Here is a 24,087-nt window from a genome sequence, read left to right as displayed (position 1 = left end):
TCAGGCGGGCTGCGCAGGAGGATTTTTCTGAGGTCCGGCGCAGGAGCTGGCCGATTCCGAGGGCATCGAGGTGGAGTGCCTGGGTGGCCGGCTGCGGAGCCTCTCCCAGAGTTTCGTGGGCCCGTTGGCCGAAGCGGCGCTGGAGCGGATGAGCTTCGTCCCGGTGTTCCTGGGTACCGACGCCGGCACCGCCAGGGACGGCATCTGCGAAGCAGACCACGCCCAAACCCGCCTCAAAGAAGTCACGGCCTGCCGCGGCCGGGACGCGCCAGACCCGCCGAAGGTGCAAAACTCAAGACGATTATGGTGCGGCCAACATGGGTTCAATTCCCACCGTCACCGCCACCGAGAAACCCCCGGGAAACGGGGGTTCTCTGCATTTCTAGGTCTTCGTGGTGCATCTATGGTGCATTTTTCTGAGTACGAGTCCATCCAGGAGTGCGGGCCCAGCACTCTCACCGCCTTCGAGTGAACTTCGAGGGCGACCGATGCCGTTAGCGGGTCGCGCCACCCTCTTCGCCCGAGCGAATGAATCGGTACTGGGGTGCTGGACATCAGTTAGCGTATGTGTAGGTTATGACGCTGGCTCCGAATCGCGTCCGGAGGGACGGTCGGTTGAAACCGCGCGATGTGGGCTACGAAGCAGACAACCCGTTGTAAGCGGCGACTCCACGACGCCTCAACTCGTTGCCGAACACGATGTCCTCGTGTGCTGGCTCCATTCCAAACGAATAACGCATGTTTGATCCGAGATAGAACTGTCCTCCTGCGTCCAGTCTTTGGAACGCTTCACGGACTGTTTCTGCGTCGAGGGTGCCCGACAGCAGCATATCCGCAAGGCCAGGGTTGGATTCCTCAATGTTCGACGGGTCTACGCAGCCTTTTACGCGACTCAGTGCCGCCTCGTAGAAGGGTGTTGCGTATCTGATGATCTCGCCGACTACATTGCCGTCCAGCAGTCCAGAGTCGTTGGATTCAAGCGCTGTCTGAATCACTGAGTTACGTCGTTCCCACAGAAGCCATCGGGCCGGGAGCTCCTCCACACCTGTAAAGATACAAAGTCGCTCCAAGTGCTCGTAAAAGACACGAATGGACCCGTCGATGTCAGCCGTGGCTTCGAATCCTCGGTCATACACGCTGTCTGCCCCAAGCGAAAGCTCGGCAAACAACCTCATGCACGCTGGGACCAGAGAGAGAACCATCGAGCTTGTCGGGGTCTCCGCCAGCCGAGCAAGCGCATCAAGAAACGCCGTCGGATTCTGATCTGCCCGCATTGATTTCGAGAACCGCAGACTCGTGTTTGCGGTATCCACGAGGGTTGCTGACGCAGGTTGCCAATAAATGGCCCCGCTGGAAGTATCGCAGAGCACACACATAACATTTAGTGGCAGGGTCGCCCAATAATTCTGTGTTGAACTTTTGATGCCTACGAGCTCGGTCTCGCGACTTGCGAAGGCTGGGCCTTTCGTGCCTTTCACCTGACACTTTACAAGAAGCCCCGATACGGAATTCCCCGCGTGCAGCTCCAGTTCCAGGTCAACACCGAAGTCAGTTCCCTGTTCTTCGCGCCGTACTACTAAGTCGTTTTTCTGCAGCCAAGCCGAGACGAGGTCGGCGGCAATGCGTCCCGTCTTCTGCGCCTCTTTATCAATCGGAGGGTCCATATCGGCTCCTCACTAGCAGTTGTTTCCTCTCGGAGCATTTTAGGCGGCTCGGTGCCAGGCGCAGGGCTCGTGGACCAAATTGAAGGTAGAAGCGGAATATTCGAAGGCGCTCTTGGGCCTGTCCACGAGTCAGTTAAATATGCCCTCGGCTGTTACAAGACAATCCCTTGAGGCGCCCCATTGCCTGAGTTCGATTCAGTAAGTCAAGAGATGGACAAGGCTACTTTCGAAGAGCTGAAGTCCAACTCTGGGCGCGCGACATAATGTCATCTACCAGAACTGGCGTGCTGCGCTTCCGTCGTTGACTGATGCACCCGCGACAGTCCGCGAAGCACTGCCAACGGCGGCAGATGCCCGACGGACGCGCGACATCCAATTGGCCTGCGTACCGATCACACCAATGCCCCTTCGTGACAATGCGGGAACCATCTCAAGGCATCAGTCCTCATCGCAGAGATCGAACGAGTCCATGTCTGCGTCGTCCTTGCCTCGCTTGGCCCTGAACCTTCCCCGCTCCTTGTGCAGGTCGTGGCCGTCGTCCCAGAAGCCCAGCGCCGCGGCATCGGCCAGCAACTTCTCTCCGCTGCCGCCGCGGTGGAGCCACAGCGAAACATTGCAATGGCCACGCAAGAACCAACCTTGCAGCCCACGCCCTTAACAAGGGATACGCTGGCTTAATGGCTGCGAGCATCTACAGGGTGATCCTCGGGGTCTACCCAGATAAGTACTTGGGTATTCCCCGAGGCCAGGGATACGCGTATGGGAGATCCAGCGCGGTTAGAGGGCCCCGTCAGCGCCAGCCGAACCCCAGCGCGACACGTCAGGAGGGAGTGTTGGCTACCGGGTACTCGGCCCTCCAGCGCCGACTCTCCTCGTGCCCGCGCCGTCAGTTGCTCTCCAAGCCCACAACATAACTGACATCATGTTGTGAACTTGCGGAACGTCCGAGAATCATGTAAAGCTCCCGGGCCCTCCGTACGACTACCGCTGGCCTGGAGCGGGCCGGTCACCTATCCATCCCTTTTCCGCCAGACACCCTGTTACTTACCTCTCAAGAACGCCTTACCCGCCACAAGATAGCCATGGATCTGGCTCGCTGTAATGGTGATAGATCCCTCGCCTCTCCTTTGCACAATGCTGAAGAAGGCGCCCTCAACTTTTCCTTCGGCCACAACGCCGTGCACTAGGTAGGGCTGCATCTCGGCAGGCTGAGCCGGAACAAATATGTAAATAATTCCCTTGCCGGGACTAGTCTCTACGCTGTCCACAGTAAGGCCTGTAACCGCTGGCACAATCCGGGCGTCGAGGATGTTCACGTAAGTCGCTGGATCGAAATCTTTGAGCTTGATTTCTTTGATGTTCTGGATGACGGAGTCTTGTCCGGACTTGCCCTCTTCGTAGCCCAACACGAGAACGGCGTCCTGATCGCCGTTAGCAAAACGTGCCACGTCCTGAGCCAGTTCGATTTTCTGCTGTTCACCAGGCTTGCCTGGTACACCCACGTTGTATTGCTGTGATTTGACGTCGAGGAACGCGCTCTCCTTGTGCCCTAGCAGTAGCTTGTTATGACCCCCACGCAGCAAGTCAACAATCGTTCCGGCGGTTAATGATCCGCCTTTATGCGCTTCGAGGTAGGCGGCAAGGGCTCTCCCGGCGTCAATGAGTTTGGTCGCTCCATCATCGTCATCGGTGATGAGGCTGACTTCAACGACATGCACCATGTTGCGGATAATCTCTGCATTGTCGGCGGCTGCTTTGGCTTCTACTTCCAGGTCTAGTCCGAGTCCTGAGTAGTCGAATCCAAGTCCATCGAAGGTACCTCCGTCGGCGGTCAGGTATCGAACGCCGGCGACGCTGCAGCCATAGCGTTCCATGACGACTCTCAGTGACTCGGCGTACTCGGCCTCTGACATCTTCGGCTGAGACTCGTGGCTATGCGTAACAATGGCAACGACCTGCGAATCGTCCACCTCAAGATGAACGTCGTCGAGGTTCAGAAGGTTGTGGTTAATCGGGCCGTCCCCCTTGTCAACGCAGACAATTTCGGGAGAACGCTGGCAGCATCGGTTTACTTTTAGAGCATCACGGAGGCTTGGAAGCGTGACCCGTGCGAGGTCCTTATAGGCGATGACAAGAGGCCCGTGTTTGATCCTTTCAATCGATCCTTCGGTACCAATGAAGAGGTTATGCGAGTAGGTTTGATCCGGGTCTGCGTCCTCGGGCGAGATTGCGAGCGTACCTGTTTCATCCTCGAGCGTCAGGTACACGACTCCGTCTTTCCGTGCTGAGCTAGATGCGGGAGCGTTCATGTCGGTCTCTTCTTGTGTGGTCGTCGGTGTGGGTGCGGGTGATGCGGCTTCGGTGACCTCGGGCAAATACCCCAGCCGGGCGCTTGTCCGGGGGTAATGGCGGCTTAGTTGAGCAACCCACCGATCGCCCTGGAGGACGCAACCCGGGCCCGCACAAGAGACGAGGCGTGGTCGGCGAGTGACCCCAACAAGACGCTGCGCGCCTCATTCTCTGGCGTTTCGAGCAGGTACCCGCTCACCTGCTTGGCCGTGAGCGGTCCTCCGCGGCCAACAAGTTCGCAGATCATCGCTGATGTTTTGGAGGGAACATCGTCGCTCCCAAGCCGCTTCGTCAGGCTCACAATCGCCGCGACGCGGACCTTAAGGTCTGGGTCAGTTGCCAGGGAGATAAGTAGATTGCAATCACCCGTCGCCGACCTCTCGCCTGCGATGGTGGCAGCCACCTCCCTATCGCTGGATGATCCTGCAAGCAAGCCCTGCATTGTGGTATCTGTAACGTCCTCCGGAAAGAGGCGAAGAAGCGCAAGCTTGGCAGCTGATTGCGGGCTCGAGCTGGTCGAAATGAAGGCCATATCGCGTTCATAAGCGGGCCTCTGCGTGATGGCTTCGAGAATGGGCCTAAGGCGCTGCTTCTCCTCCTCGGGAACCTGCTTTGCAACCCTGCCGAGAAAATCTACGGTTCCCAGAATGTGGCTCTGGTGGGCGTTAGGCTCAGTCAGCAACGCCTCGACGGAGTCCCACCGTGCTACATCGCGGTGCCAGGCATTCAGGACAACGAGCGCCTGTCCGAGATCAGGTCCGCCTAAGCTATGCATCCCGCCCTGAGCTTGCTTCACCTGATTGTCGATGGAAGTCACCAGACGCGAAATCGCCGCCTCAGCGGCGTCTTCGGGAAGGTCAGTGACCCTGCCGAAGTTTCCTAGGGCAGTCAGATCACCCTGCTTGATCTTCGTAAGAAGGCCAGTCCGGAAGTCCGGCCTGTTGGTTGCGAGGACGCCATCAATGTCGTCCTGAAGTTCCCAGTTGTCGTTGGTTCGTGCAAATAGTTGCCTGAGATCTTCTGATGACCATTGATCGTCACCTACCAGAGCAACTATGCGTCCGTAACCGCTTGCCAGACTCTGGTCTTCGATGACCGGGAGCCTAATTAGGTGGTCCATGACCCGACGCTTCATCGTCGGAGACATGCTTCGCATCAACCCACCAAGAGACTGAAGCAAGTCAGTTTCGATCAGGAAGGTCGGCTTCAGCCGCTGACGTAGCTCGTCAGGATTCGCAAGTGACGAGAGCAGCCAGGTTGCGTGTCGGTCGGCGTCCGCGACGTCGGCGAAGTCTCCTGCGTAACGCACGAATGCAAGCGCCGAAGCAAGACAAGACCTCGGAGCTAACTCCAGTTCGAGTCGGCCCATGAGGGTGACGAGCGGCTCAACAGGACCGTCGTCGCTCAGCCTGCGAACTGCCAGCACCAACTCTTTCTTGGCACCCGCCCTGAACAAGTCCGTCAACGACTCCAACACGATAGTGGTGTCCGTCGCGCACGCCTTCATTAGTTCTCGACGCGCCAGCAACGACATGGCGTTTCGCCAGCCACCGTGATCCGCACTGAAACCGGCCAGGAGCGTCGCCGAGCGAAGGCTCGTCCAAACTGTATCGGCAGCAGCCCAGGTGACGCTCGAATCACGACCCCATGTCTTGAACTGTCCATCGAAATGCTTCTCAAGCCCACTCGCTATGGTCTGTGAACGCCACCAGCGGGTTGAGGTATCAATGGACTGTATGAGTTCGCCGATATCGCGCATGCCAAACCCACTCATGTCGAATACGAGCGTGCTGGTTACGGCGACAAGCGCTCCAGCGGTGGGATCGCTGGGAGCTATGGCTCGAAGTTTTTGGACTTCAAGAGCGAGGTCTCGAGCCTCTTCCAAATGGCCCAGCTCGACCAGGCAGCGCGCCTCATGGCTCTTGAGCCATGCAATATCGGTCGTGCCCAGACCTCCTCGAGACTCGACTGCACGCACGGCAGCGAGAGCGTCTATTGGTCGCCCGTATTCAATCAGGGCCGTTGCTCTCGCGACTGCTCCCGCCACGACGTAGTGCTCATTCGCTGTTTCGGGCAGAGCTTCGAGGTTGGACAGGTCGCCCGATACAGCCCAACTCCAGATGGCATCGAACAGGTCCCAGAGCCAGGACTTGGCATCAGAGACACTTTCGGCTGCTTCGCGCGCGGTAGTTGACGCAACGTCCCGCAATTCGTTGAAACGGCCCTGCATCAGCATCGCCAAGGCTTCTGTTGCATCCGGGAGCACTTGGCCCTTGTTGGGATGCGGTGCAACCAATCTGGGCGCCATGAGCGCGTACCTCAGTCGGTCAGACTGCGGCACATTCCAGTTGGATCCCCATGCGCTGCCATCTAGGCTGACCGCCTTGGAGGGACTTGTTGCTACGGCGGTAAGAGCGTCCCGACTGCTTTCATCGACCGTCTGCGAAGCAGGAACGAGGATCTTGTTTCCTTTGCCCGTAGACTGAATCGCATCCGAGGTCACGTGGACCCAGTGCGAGGTCTTCGACTTCTTGTCACGCAGCACCAGGATGTGCGGGGTGGTGTGCTCACTCCAATAGTCAAAGTGACTGTCGTCCTCCTCCGCATACCACCAGCCAACGACCTCGCCGGATCCTTCGTCCGTCTTCGCGCTCTTGAAGTAGGAGTCTCCGGTCTTGACTTGAGCACCGACCAGTGCACCCAAGTCGAATCGGTTCTCGTCTCTAGCCATCAGCCACAGGTCTGTACCGAGGTCGTGCTCTGGGTTGGGGACGGCACCCCACCCCAACTCTTCGAATTCACCTTTTACGAATGATTGGCCCGAGGTGCCAGTGGCTTCGTTCTTAGGTGCGCGCATGTGGGGCATGTCCACATTCAAGCAGAGCTGGCAGCGGGTGCGCACCTTGGAGTCGGTGGTCGCGCCTTGGGCGCTGCGTCATATCACCGCCGGAGCGATGTGTCGTGGGCTGGTCTACGGGCAGCCGCGGGGTCCGGAGAGAGGCCATCCGACGGCCAGATCGAGCCCATTACGCTTGGATTCAGAGAGGCTACACCCCCTCTGACCTACCTGATTATTGTCTGGGTCAAGCATGGGGCACGGCCGAGAGTCTGGGGATTCAGTCGTCGGCGACCGATGTCATCACACATTGGTGTACCGGGAGTTGGTACTTCGCACGCTAAGCATCGGATCTCGCAAGTAACGCGTCGTTCGAGACGCCATTGGTTCGTCAACAGGTGCCAACCCCAGGTTCGTGAGCTGGATGCTTAGCTGGCTCGGCCGAGCACTCGAATTGGGTTCTCAAGCACGCAGATCAAAGCGGAACTCACGACGCCGCTGACCAATGAAGTCCAGAGCCTCAGTACCGCCTGGCCTCGGTACGGGGTGCCCGCGTCCCACCTGCTGGAGGAAGATCGTTGCGCTCTGCGTGGGCCGGGGCAGCAGGATAGTGTCCACATACGGCAGGTCCAGTCCTTCGTTGAAGAGGTCGACGGCCAAGATTCAGTTGATCTCCCGCTGTCCCAGGCGCCTGATGGCCTCCTCACGGTCGGCATTATTCGTGTAGCCGTCGACGGCTACAGAGGCGATGCTGGCGCGTTTAGGGACCTCGGCCATGTAGCTGGCGTGCTGCACGAAGACGCAGAAGCCGATGGCCCGCTTCTTCTCCGTGCTTGTGACCTTGTCCCTGAGTTCGTCCTGAGGTGTCGCTCCACATGCCCTTTATCCGGGTCACTAATGCGCTACGATTGTCGGTCTTCAACAGGCGCCTAGGTTCAACGCCGTATACCCGCTTATCGTGAGTAACTGCACCGTCGATCTCGCAGAAGTGCTCATATCTATTGAACGACGGGATGTGGCCTGTCAATGACCTGTCGAGCGATAAGATCGTGTCCCATGACCTTCGTGCAATCGGATCCGACTCCCTCTGACGCTCATATGGTGGATCTCTTCGCCGGTCCGGGTGGACTAGACGTCGCTGCGCGCTGGTTGGGTTTGTCCGTGGCTGGTATCGAGTGGGACGAGAATGCCTGCGCAACCAGGCGGACGGCCGGACTGGGAACGGTGCAAGGTGATGTCAGGGAGCATGGGCCGTCCGAGTTCCCCAATGCGACTATCCTCGCCGGGGGCCCTCCGTGTCAGACGTACACAGTGGCCGGAGCCGGCGCTGGCCGTAAAGCGTTGGATCAGGTCCTGTCTTTCCTTACCCGTATGGCCGACGGGGACGACGTCACGACCGAATTAGGTGCGCTGGACGATGAAAGAACCGGGCTGGTCCTGCAGCCGCTGCGATGGGCACTGCAGGCCCACCAAGCGGGTAACGCCTACGAGGTGATCGTCTTGGAGCAGGTGCCGGCCGTCCTGCCAGTCTGGGAGGCTATGGCCACGGTCTTGGAACCCCTGGGATATCAGACGGTTACCGGCATCCTCCATGCCGAAGAGTACGGGGTTCCGCAGACCCGCCGCCGCGCGATCCTGATCGCGAACCGGTACCGGACGCCCGCTCTTCCTGTCCCAACGCACCAAAAATTTAGAAGAAAAGCGGTAAAGGAATCCACGAACCAATCGCCGTTGCTGCCGTGCCGCAGCATGGGCGAAACGCTGGGCCGACCACAGCCCTTCGAACTGGTCTCCAACTATGGGACTGGGGGCGATCCCAAGGCCCGCGGCCGGAGAACTTCTAAAGAACCCGCGTTTACCGTTACTGGGAAAGTCTCCCGAAATCGCCTGTTTTCCGATGAAGGTGAACTTGATCGCCTTAAGTTGTCAGAGGCTGGCCGGCTTCAAACTTTCCCAGCTGACTACCCGTGGTCCGGTAAAGACATCTCCCAACAGATTGGTAATGCCATTCCACCCCGGTTGGCCGCTCACGTCCTTGCGGCAGCGCTAGGTCGAGAACTCCCTGCAGATTTCCTCGACTCGATGACGAGAACAAAATGGACGGACATTGACGATGAGGCCATAGCTAGATCGCATCTCATTGCGGATGCCTACGATGCAGTGATGGTGTGAACCAAGAAGGTTAGAGTAGCGGTGTGCTCGGGTGGCGCTCCGAAGAGGCGCGTTTCCACTTCCTTTAGCCGGTCCATATTCTCAAGGTTGAGACTCCCCCGCTGTCGTGACCTCGTCAGCACGCAAGAATGTCTTCATTGCTGGCTGCTTCTATTGTTCTACTGCAAGCACAGGAATCTGGCGCAGCCCAACCAACCCCGCGTTCGTAGCTCCTCGAAGCGGTATGCAGAAACACGCCACACCGCAAGTGTTTGGGGGATTGTCCGCGTGAAGCGTTGTCTGCCTCGTAGGATCGAGGAGTCTATTGGGGAGGGAAATCAGCAGTGTCGCACGATTTTTTTTGGAACGAACCAGATCAAGTGCTCCTTGAATTCCTGGAGACATGGCGCTCGGTGGTACCCCGGATCTACAGCGAAGATCCCAAGATGCTCGAGGAGCATGTGGGGCAAGAAAACTCTTTCCGCACAAGTGGCTATTCACGTCGCCAAGTCACTGAGCTGGTCCAAAACGCGGCCGACGCGATTCTTAGGTCGGGAAGAACGGGAAAAATCGAGCTTGTCCTAACCGACGGCTACCTCTACTGCGCAAATGACGGTCAGGAGTTCCAGCAGGCTGGCATCGATGCGATCACGCACGCGTACCTCAGCGACAAGAGGGGCGAAGAAATCGGTCGCTACGGCCTTGGCTTCAAGTCGGTCCTCGCCGTGACGGACAACCCGCAGGTCTTCAGTCGTTCGGTCAGCTTTCAATTCGGGGCACCGGAGGCTCGGGCGATCTTGGCTGGGGTTGGCGCGCCCGAGAAGAACCTGCCGATACTTCGCCTGCCCACTGCCCTGAATGCGGTGGAGGCGATCGACGACGACGTCATTTTGCAGGAGCTGACGGAATGGGCGAGCACGGTTGTGCGTCTTCCGATACAGCAGCACGTGGAGCTGGAGGAACAACTCCTCGGTTTCCAGACTCAGTTTCTGATTTTCACACCCCACGTCGAGGAATTGTCTATCAGCATAAGACGTGATGGTGCCGACCAGGATGTCCAGCACTTGTGCCGATCATCAGGGCAATCGGTTTATGAACTGACGGGGCCCCGACTCGGTACCCAGAAATGGGCTATTTTCAAGAGAGAGCACCAACCGTCATTGGCGGCACGACGAGAAGTCGACGATGCAATCGCACGGAAATCGATTCTCGTCACCTGCGCTATGCCCCTGGACGCGCAGGGCAAAGAAGGCGAGTTCTGGGCCAACTTCCCACTCTCCGAACGGACCTCCGCCGTAGGGATCTTCAACGCCCCTTGGGCGCTCAGTGAGGATCGCAGTCACATTCTGACCGAGAAGAAGTACAACGCCGAGATTTTCGAGACGCTGGCTCAACTGTTCGTCGATTCCCTGCCGAACCTCCGGACACAGGAACAACCCGCGGGGCATCTTCGCTACCTCCCCAGTCGACCTCAGGAATCCTACTCCCCAGCGGATAAAGCCCTGATCTCACACATCCACCGCAAGGCTTCGGGAGCGGCTCTTATCCCCGACTCCATGGGCCGGCTACGCCACGGATCCGAAATCATCGCCTTGGACTATGCTGTCGTTCTCCCAGCGAGGGCAATGGCCGAGTGGGCTGCTGCTCCTCATACTCCTGAGAATGTGCCGCACGTGTCGTGTTATCAAGATGAGAGAAGCGGGGCTATCCGTGTACGCCTGCGGGACATTCATCGTAGAGCGTTCGCTGATGCCCGGGCCCTTCTGCAAAGAGATCTTCCCGCGTCCAGCAATGAGCTCGACGCGTCAAAGTGGTTGAGCATGCTCGGCGACGTCGACGATGTGAGGTATTCGGGGACGGCGCTGGAGATCGTTTCGGGTATTGGCTCGGACACCATTCGTGGAATCGTGGCCTCCGCTCGGATCGTGCCCACGGACAGAGGTCGGCGGGTTGCTCTCAAGGAGCATGGACAGGTTCATCTACCTCCTGAAGGCGGCGCCGAGGTGTCGGGGTATGAACTGGTGGTGGATGACATCGTCGCGAGTGCGGTCTGTCGTAGGGTCCTAGGGCAGTTCGGGTTCAAGACGTTGGATGCGGAGCTCGTTTTCGCGTCGACGCTCTCAACTATGGGGCTTGAGTCGACGGATAGTCAGTGGGAGGACTTGTGGGACCTATCGCTGAATCTGGAGCCGCGCCGGTTGGTGCTGCAGTTGGAGCAGTGGCGGCGTGAGGGCAACATCGTCAAGGTCAGGACGAAGGCTTCGACCTGGCGTGATAGTGAGGAAGTCTTCGCGCTTCAAAGCCCTGCCGTAAACCTTCCCTGGCCGGATCGTGTACTGTCGACTAATTTCGCCACCGAGGACGTCATCAAGGTCCTGGGGATTGTGACGGGTTTCTCGCCCCGGTACCCGGTGATCGAGGAACCCGAGTTCGAGCAGTATCGTGCCTGGGCGGTGGACGAGGTTCGGAAGGCGCATGTCGAGGACAGGGATTCAGCGCCGCAGGAGTGGTATTTCGCGGAGGAACGAGGCGCAGGGCCCATAGGTCTGCTTCATAACCTGTCCGACCTTGGCTCCGGCCTGACCGATGACCTCGTGAAGCTCACCGAAGCCCTGCTCCGGGTGAATGCGACCCGAGAGTGGACCCTGCACAGCCCTGATGGGTCAGAGACCTTCTCAGTGACAGCCCCGCACCTGTGGGCTGTGCGGGGGTGGGGAGTGGCGGAAACCTTGCTCGGGGCCGTCGTACCCGCAGCACGCGTGGTGTCACCTGTCCTGCAAACGTTGTTCCCCTGGGTTCCTCTACCCAAGAACTCACACTTCGGGATCCTGCCGTTGCCCGAATCCATTGAGGACGTCGACATCGACATCCTCGTGGACGGTATGAGAGCAGGCCGGGGCATGCAGGCGACTGGTGCACTGACCACTTCTCTTTTGACCTTCCTGTCCGCGGTCCTACCGAGGATCCGCGGAGAACAGCAGTGGACAGGTGAAGTCCCGGCCGTACGGGGCCAAGTGATCGATTTGGTCCCGGCACGGCAGATCTTCATTGCATCCGATCAAGAGCAGGTCAACGTCCTGCGGCGATCGAAGAACCCCTACCTCTTCGTTGAAGACGAGGCCCTCCGCGACGTCCTCTTCGAGCACGCGGACTTTCAGGATGCCGCAAGTGCCATCCGGCTCGAGGTAATCGCGCAGCAGCCGGCCGAGGCGGTGTTGCTCACGGACTGTGTGCCGACGTTGCAGGGTTTGTTGGACCGGAAGGATCGGCGGCTCACGATCACGGAGTGCGCTGGGATCGTGGCGCGTCAAATGACGCCGACCGGTGCGCAGGAGCAGCTCCTGGGGCGGGTGTTTCATGACGGGACGATTTACGTGACAGGTGATCCTTCCGACCGGAGGGGTGTACATGACCTGTTGACCTGGATCAATCAGGAAGTCGGTTTGGGGCTCAGTGCCGCGGATATCGACGGTGTGGTGCAAGCGCTCGCTGCTGCTGATGCGAATGAGGTGCGAGAACGGTGTCGTGCCGCGGTGTCGAACGAGGACCGGTTGAGGGTGTTGGCGTCGCCGCAGCAGCTGGATGCGAAGCTCCCGGATGGTCTGACGGGGACCCTCGTTGCGATGGGGACCGACGTGCGAGCACAGGACATGGCGCGGCTGTTCCTCGATTCGTACGGTACCGACAGTTTGAGCTATATCGCCGATGAGTTGAGGGCCTTGGGGTTGACGCCTCCTGAGAAGTGGGGTGGGTTGGGGCCAGCGCGTCGGTTCGTCACGGACTTGGGGTTCACCCCGGATTTCGCGGGGACGTCCAAACCATCCCGACCAGCGACGGAGACCGTAATGGGTAAGCCGGGCCTAGGTGCGTTGCACGATTATCAGAAAGAAGCTTTGCAGCAGCTTCGGTTCTGTCTGCGATCGAATCCCGGCCACGCCGATAAGGCTTTGTTAGAGTTGCCGACAGGTGCGGGGAAGACCCGGGTGGCTGTGGAGTCGTTGGTCATGGCGTTCTTGAACAACGATTTTGCGGCTGTCGGTCCTGTGTTGTGGATCGCTCAGTCCGAGGAGCTGTGTGAGCAGGCGATCACGACGTGGAGCGAGGTGTGGCGGGAACTCTCCGACGAGAGGTCGTTGAGCATTAACCGGTTCTTCGGGACGCACCGGCCTCAGGCACCCGAGTTGGAGTTGAGCGTGGTCGTGGCGACCGACGCGATGCTTTACGAGCACATCGACGATGATTCTTACGACTGGATCTATGCTCCTGTCGCCGTGATCGTCGACGAGGCACATCGGGCGGCGGACAACAAAACGTACAGGAGGCTCTTCCAACGTCTGGGGGTGGATCTCGGGAACCGCGAGCGCCCTCTGATCGGCCTGTCGGCCACTCCTTACCGAGGAAGGAACGCCGAGGCGACTGCTTTGCTGGCCAGACGGTTCGGCAACAACCTCGTGCAGACGTTGGGCCCCGATCCGATCAAGGAACTCCAGGATCGCGAGGTTTTGGCACGAATCGATCATCAGGTCCTTCCGGGTGCCCGGCTGACCCTTGATGATTCGGAGAGGAATCGCAACAACCTTTCCCAGGACACGTTGGACAAGGTGGGTGCGGACCGGGAGCGGACCAAGGGCATCGTCAAGCACATCCTGGCATTACCCGAGGACTGGCAGGTCCTGGTGTTCATGCCCTCGGTGCTCTCGGCCCAAGTCCTGGCAACGATCTTGAAGAGAGAGGGCGTCCAGGCCGCGTCGGTGAGCGGCCGGAGCTCACGTGGTGAACGCTCGAAGGTAATCTCCGATTTCAAGCGCGGGTCCCTCCAGGTCCTGGTCAACTGTGACCTGTTGACGCAAGGCTTTGACGCACCGCAGATCCGAGCCCTCTACGTCGCCCGACCGACGTTGAGCGAGAGCCAGTACGTGCAGATGGTCGGTCGTGGACTGCGCGGGCCCAAAAACCGTGGATCCGAACGATGCCTGGTGGTGAACCTCGAGGACACCATCGAGAACGTCGACGTGGACTTGGCATACCGAGGATTCACTCAGTACTGGGGAGTTGAGGTCTCATGAGGTTGATCCCACCGACCGAGTACATCGACGCCCAAAGCCGCGCCGAACGCAAGGTCGCCGAACACCTTACGGCTATCCGCTCCGATGACGGCGTGGCCTACCACTCGGTCCACCTCCCAACGCACCGCAAACAGGTGATGGGCGAGGCGGACTTCGTGGTCCTGTGGAAGGGGGCGATCCTCGTCCTGGAGGTCAAAGGAGGGCGAATTGGGCGGACCGAGGATGGCGTCTGGTACTCCATGGACCGCCAAGGCACCCCCCATCCCCTACGACGCAGCCCCTGGGTGCAGGCCAAGGACGCCGCGTTCGCCCTCCTGGACATCCTCACCAAGCACACGGACGAGGGCGGGTGGCCGTTCGCCTACGCCGTGGTGACTCCCGACCAGAACCTGCCCCCGGACACGGAATGGGTCCCGCAACAACACATCGGATTGGACAGGATGACCCCGGCGGGACTGGAACGCAGCCTAGACGCGCTGGCCCGCTTGGCCCGCACACCACCGGATGACCCGGAGCACCCCAGACGGCAGGCTCTGCGACCAATGGGGAATCTCTCAAGGGTCATCACCCACCTGCGCCGAGAGGTCGACGCCATGCGCACCGTCCCGGACACCGAGATGCTCATCGACCAGAACATCGTCACCATGACCGACGAACAGGTCGACGCCATGCGGGCCTTCGAGCGCAACCGACGGGTCCTGGTCCTGGGCGGGGCCGGGACGGGCAAAACCGTCGTCGCGATCGAAGCGGCACGACGGGCAGTGGCAGACGGCAGCTCGGTGGCCTTCATCTGCGGCTCACCCGGCATCATCAAGTTCGCCTCGGAGCTGCTGGACGACAGTCCTGTCCAGGTGGTCGCCTTCGATGCAATCCCCGAGACCCCTATCTTCGACGTCGTCGTCGTCGACGAAGCCCAGGACCTACTGAATCTGGAGGACATGAGCCGGCTCTCCGAATCCCTGCGCGGCGGGTTGCAGGAGGGCCGGTGGTGGATTTTCCTGGACCCCAACAACCAGACCCACCTCAGCGGGGTCTTTGACGAAAGCGTGTACCAGGAGATCCAGGCCGGTGCGATCATCGTCGACCTGACCAGGAACGTCAGGAACGCCCGCACCGTCGTCACCTCGGTACAGTCCCATCTCGGCGTGGACCTGGGAAGCCCACGCATCGGAGAAGGACCGGATGCGTCGATCGTGCAGGCCCGCACCCCTGACGAGGCCCACCTTCTCCTGGACGGGCGCCTGACCACCCTCCGGGACAAAGGTGTCGCCCGGAGGAAGATCAGCATCATCAGCGCCGCCACCGACCCCTCAACGTCGATCCTTACCGTTGAGGGCCGTATGCCGACCACCTACACCGCTGGTAACCAGTCCTACGAGGTGGTCACTGCAGCCGACATCAAAGGCCTCGAACGCGAACACGTCATCGTCGTGGACGTCGAGGACCTAGACACAACCAGGGGTAGGGCCGGTTCCTACGTCGCGATGACCCGCCCCAGGTACTCCCTTTACGTCATCAGCTCCCCCGGCGCCTACCAGATCATGGGGCGGAACGCGCTCCAGTACCTCCAGCAACAAATAGGAAAGGGCGGTGCCCACAATGCATGAAGCCCTCGCACGCCAAAAATGCGTCGTCGAGCACCTCGAACAGCACTACCTCGGCCCGCTCGGCGGATCGGAGGAATTGCTCAGGAACAAACCAAATGCCACCTACCTCGTCGGAGTCCTCTACCCAGCCGGCATCGGCGCCGGACCCGAGGACGAGGAGGAGAGGGTACAACTTGCTGTGGAGGCGACCACGGCCGAGGACGGCACGGACGGCACCGAGGAACTTTCCATCGACATGGCGAACGCCTACCAGCCCTCCTCCAGCGCCCTGTCGTTCATCCACGATGGAGACTCCGTCGACATCGACCTGCGATATGCAACCTACACGGAGGAGAAGACCGACACCCACACCGCCTGGCGGCGCCACGGCCACCACCTCACGGGCATCCACTGGAAGCAAGGAATCGTCTCGGGGGTCCCAGGGGACGGGCGCGTTGCCGTGGACGTACGATGCCGACCCTTCGGCCAGAACAGTTCACTGGTCACTGTGGCCATCAGCAACACCCGCGTAGCCCCGAAGAACGACGAAGGAGTAGGACAGCTCCACACAGAGGACGCCCTTTACCAGGTCGGTATGACCGTGCGCTCCGTCGGGGGCCGTATTCTGCCCTACCGGTCGGTCGAAGACCTCCGACTCGATCCAGAACAAGAAGAACTGGCGGTACGTTACCGACACCGACAGGTCTTTGCAGTCGGCCACGGCACCTCGGTGCGCTGGGACCACGACGACACTGGCGGGTGCGCCTCCGTGTCCTTGGACCCATTACCGCGCTACACCGTCCCGACCGTCGAGGCCAAAAAGAGTACCGCCGACATCTTACGGCTGGGCCGCCTTACCTGGATCCAGGACGACACCGCGAACGTCCTAAGCGAACTTCGGACCTTCGTCGACGACTACCGACACTGGACCCAGGAACAACAGGACCAGGCACAAGGGCTCCCCGACCACCACCGTCCGGCGGCCGGTCGGATCACCGACCGACAGAGCGACGCCGTTGAGCGCATGCACGAAGGCATCACCCTGCTCGAGGAATCCTCAAGCGCCAGGGATGCCTTCCGTCTGGCCATGGCCGCTATGAACGAGCAGATGCTTCAATCGAATCGGTCGAAAGCCACCGGGGCTGAGGAGGACACACCGCGGCGCGAACCGACGTGGCGTCCGTTCCAGTTGGGCTTCATCCTCGTCGCCCTCACCAGCACGGCGGTTGCGGACCACCGGGACCGGGACCTCGTGGACCTGATCTGGTTCCCCACCGGTGGAGGCAAGACCGAGGCCTACCTCGGGTTGGCGGCCTTCGAGATCTTCCGGCGCCGCATCGAGCACGGGATCAGAGGGGGCGGTACAGCCGTCATCACCCGCTACACCCTGCGCCTGCTCACAACTCAACAATTCCAACGCGCCGCGACCCTCGTGTGCGCCATGGAACGCCTCCGGGTAACCGATCCACTTGCCCGTGGCATGGCACCGTTCACCATCGGCCTCTGGGTCGGTAACGCCACCACCCCCGGCACGCAGAAAGAGGCGATCAACCGCTTGGAGGCCACCAGGCGACGGGAAATCCCCGACAACCCCTTCCAGCTGACCGAATGCCCCTGGTGTGGGCACCGCATGATGCCTGCGACCAGATCCGAGAACGCCGAGGCCTACGGGGCTGCCCACTCGGCCGGAGACATCTGGCTCCGCTGCCCGGACCGAACCTGCCGCTTCCATGACCGGCTTCCCGTCGAGGTCGTCGACGAGAGGATCTACAAGTACCCGCCCACCATCTTGTTGGCGACCGTCGACAAGTTCGCGCGACTGCCCTTCAAGCAAGAGGCGGGGGTCCTCCTCGGCGCTGGCGCCAAGGCGAACGAACCGCCGTCGCTTATCCTCCAGGACGAGATGCATCTGCTCTCCGGCCCCCTGGGCACCACGGTCGCGATTTATGACGCTGCCGTCCTGGGCATCATCGGGGAAGTCGGCGGGCGCCCGAAAATCGTCGCCTCCACCGCGACAATCCGTTCCGCCGATGACCAGGTCAAGGGCCTCATGGCGCGGAAGGTCCAGCTGTTCCCGCCCTCAGGGCTCAACGAGGAAGACAGCTACTTCGCCCGCCCCACAGAGGACCCCAACGCCCCGGGCAGGATTTACATCGGGCTCATGCCTCAGGCCTTTACTCAATCTACCTCCGTGGTGCGTGCGATGGCCGCCATGCTCGAAGCACCCGCCCGGGCCGCACAAAGACCCCAAGATGTGAGGGGCGCCGACGCCTACTGGACGGCCGTGGCCTACCACAACAGCCTGCGCGAACTCGGGCGGACCGTCACCCTCATCCGCGACGACGTTAACAGTCTGCTCGCCACCCGACGGGGACCCGAAGGCCGTACACGTCAAATCCGTGGTGACGGGATGGTGGAGCTGACTAGCCGCGTAGATGCCGAGGACCTTCCCAAGGCCCTGCAACGACTCGGACGCAGTCTCGACGACGGTGACGCTGTGGACGTTGTCGCCTGCACGAACATGCTCTCGGTCGGTATCGACGTCCCACGGCTGGCCCTTATGCTCATGAACGGTCAACCCAAGACCACCTCGGAGTACATCCAGGCCACCAGTCGCGTCGGACGCGGCGAAGTCCCGGGTGTCATCGTCACGCTGTACCGTGCGACCCGCCCCCGCGATCGCTCCCACTACGAATCGTTTCTCGGCTACCACCAAGCGCTCTACCGGAGCGTGGAACCGACCAGTGTGACCCCATGGTCCGCCGCGTCCAGGCACCGATCCTTGGCAGCGGTCTTGGTGACCATGGTCAGGCACCTGAGCCCTTGGCGTGAGGACTCCCAGGCAGTGCTCTTCCGAGCCGATTCCAACGTGGTGCGTAACGTCCGGGAGACGATTCTGGAGGTCGTTGAACGTTCGGACCCCGACGAGTACCAGGCCACAGAAGAGCATCTCGACCGGTTAATCGACCAATGGCGCATCCGCACCTCACCGGATCCCGATACCGGAGTATCAATGCTGCGATACCAGCCCTTACGGGCACAACACGACGAGCCAGCTCTGATGCGCGCCTTCGACGAGGACCGAGAAGGATGGGCGGTCATGAACTCGATGCGTAGCGTCGATTTGAACATCAACATGAAGATCATCGGGGAAAAGGCATGAGTCCTAAAGACACGGCAGGGCAGGACAACACACCGCAGATGCGTCAGCTCAGATTGCAGGAGACCATCTACCCGTTCGGGGTCGGCGCCATCGTCGACATCAAGAGCGAATCGTTCATCGGCATGGATACAGCCACATGGAACGAGAAGACTTGCGAGCCCTTGTCCTGCCCGCCGCTGGAACGGGCATTGGGGGTCCTGCAGCTGCGTCGCCCCCCGACCGCCGGAGAGTTCAGCCGCAACCCGAGCTTCGCCCTGCCCTACCGGCGCTTCCCGAAATGGCGTTTCTGCCAGGACTGTACCCTGATGTCCGACCGGGTCCATCACAAGAACGGCGCCAGTACAAACAACTGCTCCCGCTGCTCAGGACCAATGGTCCCGATGCGTTTCATCGCCGTCTGCAAAGCCGGAGGCCACATTCAGGACGTCGATTGGCGGCGGTGGTCCCATTTCCAGTTCTCCAACGACGAGCAACACAACTGCAGGGACTTCGAGCACCTGGAACTGCGGACCACCCCGGGAGCCGGCGAAGGACTGCGCTCGCTGCGAGTCATATGTCGCTCCTGTGACTCGGAGAGGAACCTCGGGTCGCTGGGTCGGGAAACGTCTTTAGCCGAGGAAGGGTACAAGTGCTGGGGCCTGCAGCCGTGGGAGCCGCACGACACCACCAAGGAGTGCACCAGTGAACTACGGGTCGTTCAACGAGGGTCCACAAGCGTCTACCAGGCAGAAACAGCGTCGGCGATCGACATCCCGGAGGTGGAATCGGCTACACAAGCCGTGCGTAACAGCGTTCTCCAGAACGACATGTTCAAAGGCGTTTTCGGGCAGCAGCAGGGCCCGCTGATCGATCTTGCGGTTCCGCTCATCGCAACCCAGACCGGAGCCCCGGAGCACATGGTCCGCCGACTACTGACGACCGACCCCGCGTCAGACACCTCACACCTACAGAGCACCCTCCACTCAGGAGAATGGGCGGCGTTCGACAGGGCCCTCGCCGGGGACGCGGATGTGACGAATCCCGACTTCGACGTGCAACCTTCCGACTACCCCCGAGAACCAGGCGTACTGCCGGCCCTGGCCGGATTGGTCTCGGACGTCGGGCTGGTCCGTCGACTGCGGGAGGTACGAGCCCTGCGAGGTTTCCGCCGCTACGAGCAGGAGGACTTCACCCGTGTGGACCTCGGAAGTATCGACGGCCTCAAGTGGTACCCGGCCATTGAACAGTTCGGAGAGGGAATCTTCCTACGCTTCGACGAAGAGGCCCTGCGCGCCTGGGAGGCCGAGCCCTCTGTTCAGCAGCGGATTCGGCACTGGATCGATCGAGGGGCGAAGCTTGCGAACCGGAGAGTTGTAATCTCCGATCTCCACCCCCGGTACGTGCTCCTGCACACCTTGGCGCACCTGTTGATGCGCCGATTGGAGTTCCAGAGCGGGTACTCCGCGTCGTCCCTGTCCGAACGTATATACGCCTCGAACGACGGCCCGGACCCCCAAGGCGGTCTCTTGATCTACACCAGCAGCGGGGATGCCCAGGGCACACTCGGCGGTCTTGTCCGTCTGGGCGAGGCACGGTACTTCTCCCGGCTGCTCCTGGGCGCGGTCGAAGACGCAGACCGGTGCTCCAATAACCCGGTGTGCGCCGAGAGCCGGGGACAAGGTATGAACAGCCTCAACCTAGCCGCCTGCCACGCATGCAGCCTCACCTCCGAGACCTCCTGCGAGCGCAACAACATATATTTGGATCGTAAGCTCCTTGTGGGCGATGAGTCCGTGCCGGGTTTCTTCCGCACCGTTCTGATGGATGCTCGGGCGAGCATCCCGGGGTGAACTGCGGAGGGCTTCGTATTGGAGGCCAGTGTCTCCAACGACGCTAATCCAAGGGCCCGGGAAAGGGCACCGTCATCGGGCCCCAAGCGCCTGGAGGACTCTATCCCATTCGGGACTGAGCATCTCCGATCCATGTAAGGTAATTGACGATGACTGCTAACGTCTTTAATGATCCGTTCGCTCTGTTCAGCGATCCGCAATGGGCCCCAGAAGAACAAGAGAGTGCGAAAGACACTGCTGGATCCCGGAGGCCACGGCGGGCCCGTCCCTCTTCTCCGGACCCGGGCAGACGCCCTGAACAGGCGCTGAAGTCGCGTCCCCGCCGGACTACAGCTGTTCCACCTAATCCAGCCCAGGACCCGGAAATCCACCAGATAAAGGGCTCGATTCAAGCAGCCGACCCAGATGGGGGCCGGTGCGGGCGTGCCATACGAAATGCTCTCGACCAGGCCTACGACGGTCGGCGGACAGGGCGCTGGGATTTGACTCAGCTAACGAAAGCAGAATCAGCCCATATTGGACCACTCATCGAGATCTGGCTTCAACGGGTACTCAATCTCGACGACGGCATCACTACCTCGCTCGAGATCGCCGGATCCGACGTCGCCTGTACATGGAGTGAGAGGCTCGACGGCTGGACACTCGACCGTCCCGTTCCCGAACAACGAGAAGTGCCATACTTAGTGATATGGGCCAACGAGGAGACCTCACGGTTCAGCCTCGGGATCCTTCGCCCCGGCCCTGACTCTCGAGGGGTGGCATCGATGGACCGCGGACGCCCCCGTTTGTCGCAGGTTGGGCTCGACCAGATTCTATGGGTATTCGACGGTTGTGCCCTTCCGGCCAACGTACTTGCTAAACATCCCGAAACGGCCATGGCGGCCGTAAGTCAATCCTCCGGCCAGAAAGCCGTCAACATGTTGTTCCGACACTTACAAGGTGAGCTAGTGCAACATTCCGCCGTCGAGACGGTGGCCCAGCAGATCGACTCCTCGAAGCGGGTCCGTGAGGCTCGAGAACAGCTGAGGAACGAGGGGATCGTCATTCTCGGGCCTTATCATCCTCAACCCGAAATTGCGGCGGCGCTCGGGCTGCCGTCCCCAAGAATGGGAAGCTTCGTGAGTCACCGCTTAGCCGCTATGGAAGCCGGTGAGGTCGGAGCTGGCGCGGAGATCGACGGTGGTAGGTGGCGTCTTGCCGTCCCAGGTGATCCAATTACTGTGGCGCCTGCACTTCCCGTCCTCGGCAAACAAAGAACCTGACAGCCCAAGCTGCTCACAGGTCCCATCGTCCCATGTTGTGTGGTTGGTGGCGGAAAGGTCGCTGGCCAGTTGCCTAAATAGCAGCAGGCGCCGGGAGTTACGGCATCAATGAGTAGAGTGTAAAGCACATAGACAAGCAGGGATGTCAAGACGAATGGGACTCCGCCCTAGCGGACGAGTAATTATGCCGGTGTGAACGTCTATGAGTTGCTGTCCTTCTCAGCCATAGCGCCCCTTCCGGAGCTGGCCTGGTGATCATCCAGTCACGGCCTTCGCGTAAGGCGGGGAGCCACAAATCGCGTGCACCACTTTATATACACGTCCAGTGGGATCGCCTGATGCACTTCCACCGCTTCCGTGTATGCCTCAGGCATGAGCCGCGTCCAGTCAGCCTGCGACGTACCACAGTGTCGCTGAGGAGGTAGCGCCGCACGTTTACTGTCGAGCATGAGTCGGTGACGTTCCATTCCTCATTCTTTAAGTCGCTCCGCACGCAGGACGAGAATTTCTCACGCAGGTTCCCGGCGATGCCATGTGCGATCCGTTGGTCTGAATCGGTGAAGCATCCCCCTGCGTCACGTTCATCAATGCGGTTCAGAGGAGTTTGACATCAACCGTAGATTCAACACTGGTTGGTACCTTACCCAGCCGGTAGTTCAACACGGGTGCCAGGCCGGAGCGTCACTAGCCAGGTAATCAACAACTGGGGAAGGCAATCCTTGCAGTTTAAGTGAATTGCGCGGGTTCTCACAGAGGATCTTACCGTCTACGGTCAGCACTAATACTCACACCAACTAAGATTATGCGACATCCCTAAAAGCAGCTCGATCGCCCGTGACGCAAAGCTGGCGAACCTCTTTGGTGCAAGACAACATGATCTCCGCGCAGCTGTTCAAATGTAAAAAGAGCCGTTTGGCATTTCTCGCACTAATTTTCCTGATCACCGCCAATTGACCCAGCGCCCTCCCACGTTGAATGCATACGGCAGGGACCATTGAATGTGACGTCCTGATTAGCCTGCAGGAAGCAAAGCGTTAGAATCTCCATTCTATTGGAGCGCAGCAAGCATCCCCTGCTGCGAGAGGCAGCTGTACTATGCCAGTGCAGGATCCCGCTTATACTCTTCTTTTTTCGGATTCCTTTGACGCGCAGCAAAAATACAATCAAGAGACACTAACTTCCCATGGGACTGTATTCTTTATACTGCTCGGATCGCATTAAATGAACAGATACAATAGCTGCTGGTTGGATAATACGTACCTATTCCAAGATCGTTGCCATTAGGCATCCGATGGATAGCAAAGCTTGTCTTTCACCGCGGCGAGCTTGATACGGGTACCAGAGTCTGCGATATTCCGAACATCTTCAGGAAATTGTTGAGGCGTCACCTTCCAAGATCGACCAAACTTAAAGCTTTGGATTTCGGATTCTCATGTTCAGATATGGGCGATTGCAGGTTTTGCAAGGGAGTCCCTGAGGAATTGCTTTTTGCGGACGGCTTCCCTCAGCCAATTGACACCAGCACACCGTGCCCCACCAAAATGGGCCGAGCCCGAACAGGCAGGGCCCCAACAAATCAGCGGGTTGACCTTCGCCTATCTGCACTCCCAGCCGAACAGCAACGCGGTAGCGCTCGAATTGGCTAGGCGTGCTGCCGTTTTATCGCCGGGTGCTTTCACCGCCTAATATCTAGGCCAGCCAGGAACTCGATGTCGAACAGCTGCTGCTGATGTCCGCTACAAAGGACATGAGGACTAGCAGCTGAAACTTCATCAAGAAAGCGTTAGCCAAGCTCGCCACCCTGACGCTCAGTAGGTTCAGCAACGTGGAGATCGATGAAGCCCAAGAGCGCACCCGGTGATCGTCTGACACCGCAAGCACTTGCGCTCTTGACTGTGAGACATACACCAGAAAGGGCAGTTTTATATCAACTCACACTTTCTGCCGTTCTCAAAGCAAGGTTGAGTTACACATATACACACGACCATCCGGCACTTCCCACATCAAGGTTGAGTTACATATATACACACAACCAACCCGCACTTCGCACAACAAGGTTGAGTTACATATATACACACAACCAACCCGCACTTCCCACAACAAGGTTGAGTTACATATATACACACAACCAACCCGCACTTCCCACAACAAGGTTGAGTTACATATATACACACAACCAAC

General features: G+C 59.8%; 11 protein-coding genes and 2 pseudogenes. 9 read left to right on the top strand and 4 right to left on the bottom strand.

Annotated features, from left to right (window positions below):
* Positions 1-40 precede the first annotated feature (40 nt).
* A pseudogene (locus M1E17_RS05900) lies at positions 41-265 on the top strand (DeoR/GlpR family DNA-binding transcription regulator); the annotation flags it as partial.
* Between the two features lie 370 nt (positions 266-635).
* Here the strand turns inward: M1E17_RS05900 and M1E17_RS05895 are convergent.
* On the bottom strand, positions 636-1,664 hold the full coding sequence (locus tag M1E17_RS05895) for a DUF4365 domain-containing protein (RefSeq protein ID WP_457966081.1): 1,029 nt from the start codon (positions 1,662-1,664) through the stop codon (positions 636-638).
* A 447-nt stretch (positions 1,665-2,111) separates the two neighbouring features.
* Here M1E17_RS05895 and M1E17_RS05890 point away from each other — a divergent pair, with 447 nt between their 5' ends.
* Positions 2,112-2,342: a GNAT family N-acetyltransferase gene (locus M1E17_RS05890; RefSeq protein WP_457967592.1), complete on the top strand. Its 231-nt coding sequence runs from the start codon at positions 2,112-2,114 to the stop codon at positions 2,340-2,342.
* Between the two features lie 362 nt (positions 2,343-2,704).
* On the opposite strand, the gene M1E17_RS05885 is transcribed toward M1E17_RS05890, so the two are convergent.
* From M1E17_RS05885 to M1E17_RS05875, 3 genes are all read right to left on the bottom strand, one after another.
* Entirely contained in the window at positions 2,705-3,973 is a 1,269-nt protein-coding gene (locus M1E17_RS05885; RefSeq protein WP_457966080.1) for a hypothetical protein, read from the bottom strand.
* 104 nt (positions 3,974-4,077) lie between these two features.
* Positions 4,078-6,879: a DUF4365 domain-containing protein gene (locus M1E17_RS05880; protein WP_457966079.1), complete on the bottom strand. Its 2,802-nt coding sequence runs from the start codon at positions 6,877-6,879 to the stop codon at positions 4,078-4,080.
* 432 nt (positions 6,880-7,311) lie between these two features.
* The gene (locus M1E17_RS05875) at positions 7,312-7,509 is read right to left on the bottom strand and encodes a hypothetical protein (RefSeq protein ID WP_457966078.1); all 198 of its coding nucleotides are present in this window, start codon (positions 7,507-7,509) and stop codon (positions 7,312-7,314) included.
* Positions 7,510-7,875: 366 nt separating this feature from the next.
* Here M1E17_RS05875 and M1E17_RS05870 point away from each other — a divergent pair.
* The 7 genes and pseudogenes from M1E17_RS05870 to M1E17_RS05840 all read left to right on the top strand — a co-directional run.
* Positions 7,876-8,127 (top strand): annotated as a pseudogene (locus M1E17_RS05870) (DNA cytosine methyltransferase); the annotation flags it as partial.
* Between the two features lie 33 nt (positions 8,128-8,160).
* Positions 8,161-9,021, top strand: coding sequence for a DNA cytosine methyltransferase (locus M1E17_RS05865; protein WP_457967590.1), 861 nt, complete (start codon positions 8,161-8,163; stop codon positions 9,019-9,021).
* A gap of 359 nt (positions 9,022-9,380) precedes the next feature.
* Positions 9,381-14,066, top strand: a complete 4,686-nt coding sequence (locus M1E17_RS05860; RefSeq protein WP_457966077.1) for a sacsin N-terminal ATP-binding-like domain-containing protein — start codon at positions 9,381-9,383, stop codon at positions 14,064-14,066.
* Positions 14,063-15,673, top strand: coding sequence for an NERD domain-containing protein (locus M1E17_RS05855; protein ID WP_457966076.1), 1,611 nt, complete (start codon positions 14,063-14,065; stop codon positions 15,671-15,673). The genes M1E17_RS05860 and M1E17_RS05855 overlap by 4 nt, the downstream gene beginning before the upstream one ends.
* Entirely contained in the window at positions 15,666-18,815 is a 3,150-nt protein-coding gene (locus M1E17_RS05850) for a helicase-related protein (RefSeq protein WP_457967588.1), read from the top strand. The genes M1E17_RS05855 and M1E17_RS05850 overlap by 8 nt, the downstream gene beginning before the upstream one ends.
* Positions 18,812-20,644 carry a DrmB family protein gene (gene drmB, locus M1E17_RS05845; protein ID WP_457966074.1) on the top strand — a complete coding sequence of 611 codons (1,833 nt, stop codon included), beginning with the start codon at positions 18,812-18,814 and terminating at the stop codon, positions 20,642-20,644. Before M1E17_RS05850 ends, drmB begins: the two co-directional genes overlap by 4 nt.
* A 149-nt stretch (positions 20,645-20,793) precedes the next feature.
* Complete coding sequence (locus tag M1E17_RS05840; RefSeq protein WP_457966073.1) at positions 20,794-21,906, top strand: NaeI family type II restriction endonuclease; 1,113 nt, start codon at positions 20,794-20,796, stop codon at positions 21,904-21,906.
* The last annotated feature ends 2,181 nt before the right edge of the window (positions 21,907-24,087 follow it).

The organism is Arthrobacter sp. D1-29 (genome assembly GCF_054130585.1).
The sequence above is the reverse complement of the archived record's forward strand: the minus strand, read 5'-3'. Positions and strand labels throughout refer to the sequence as shown.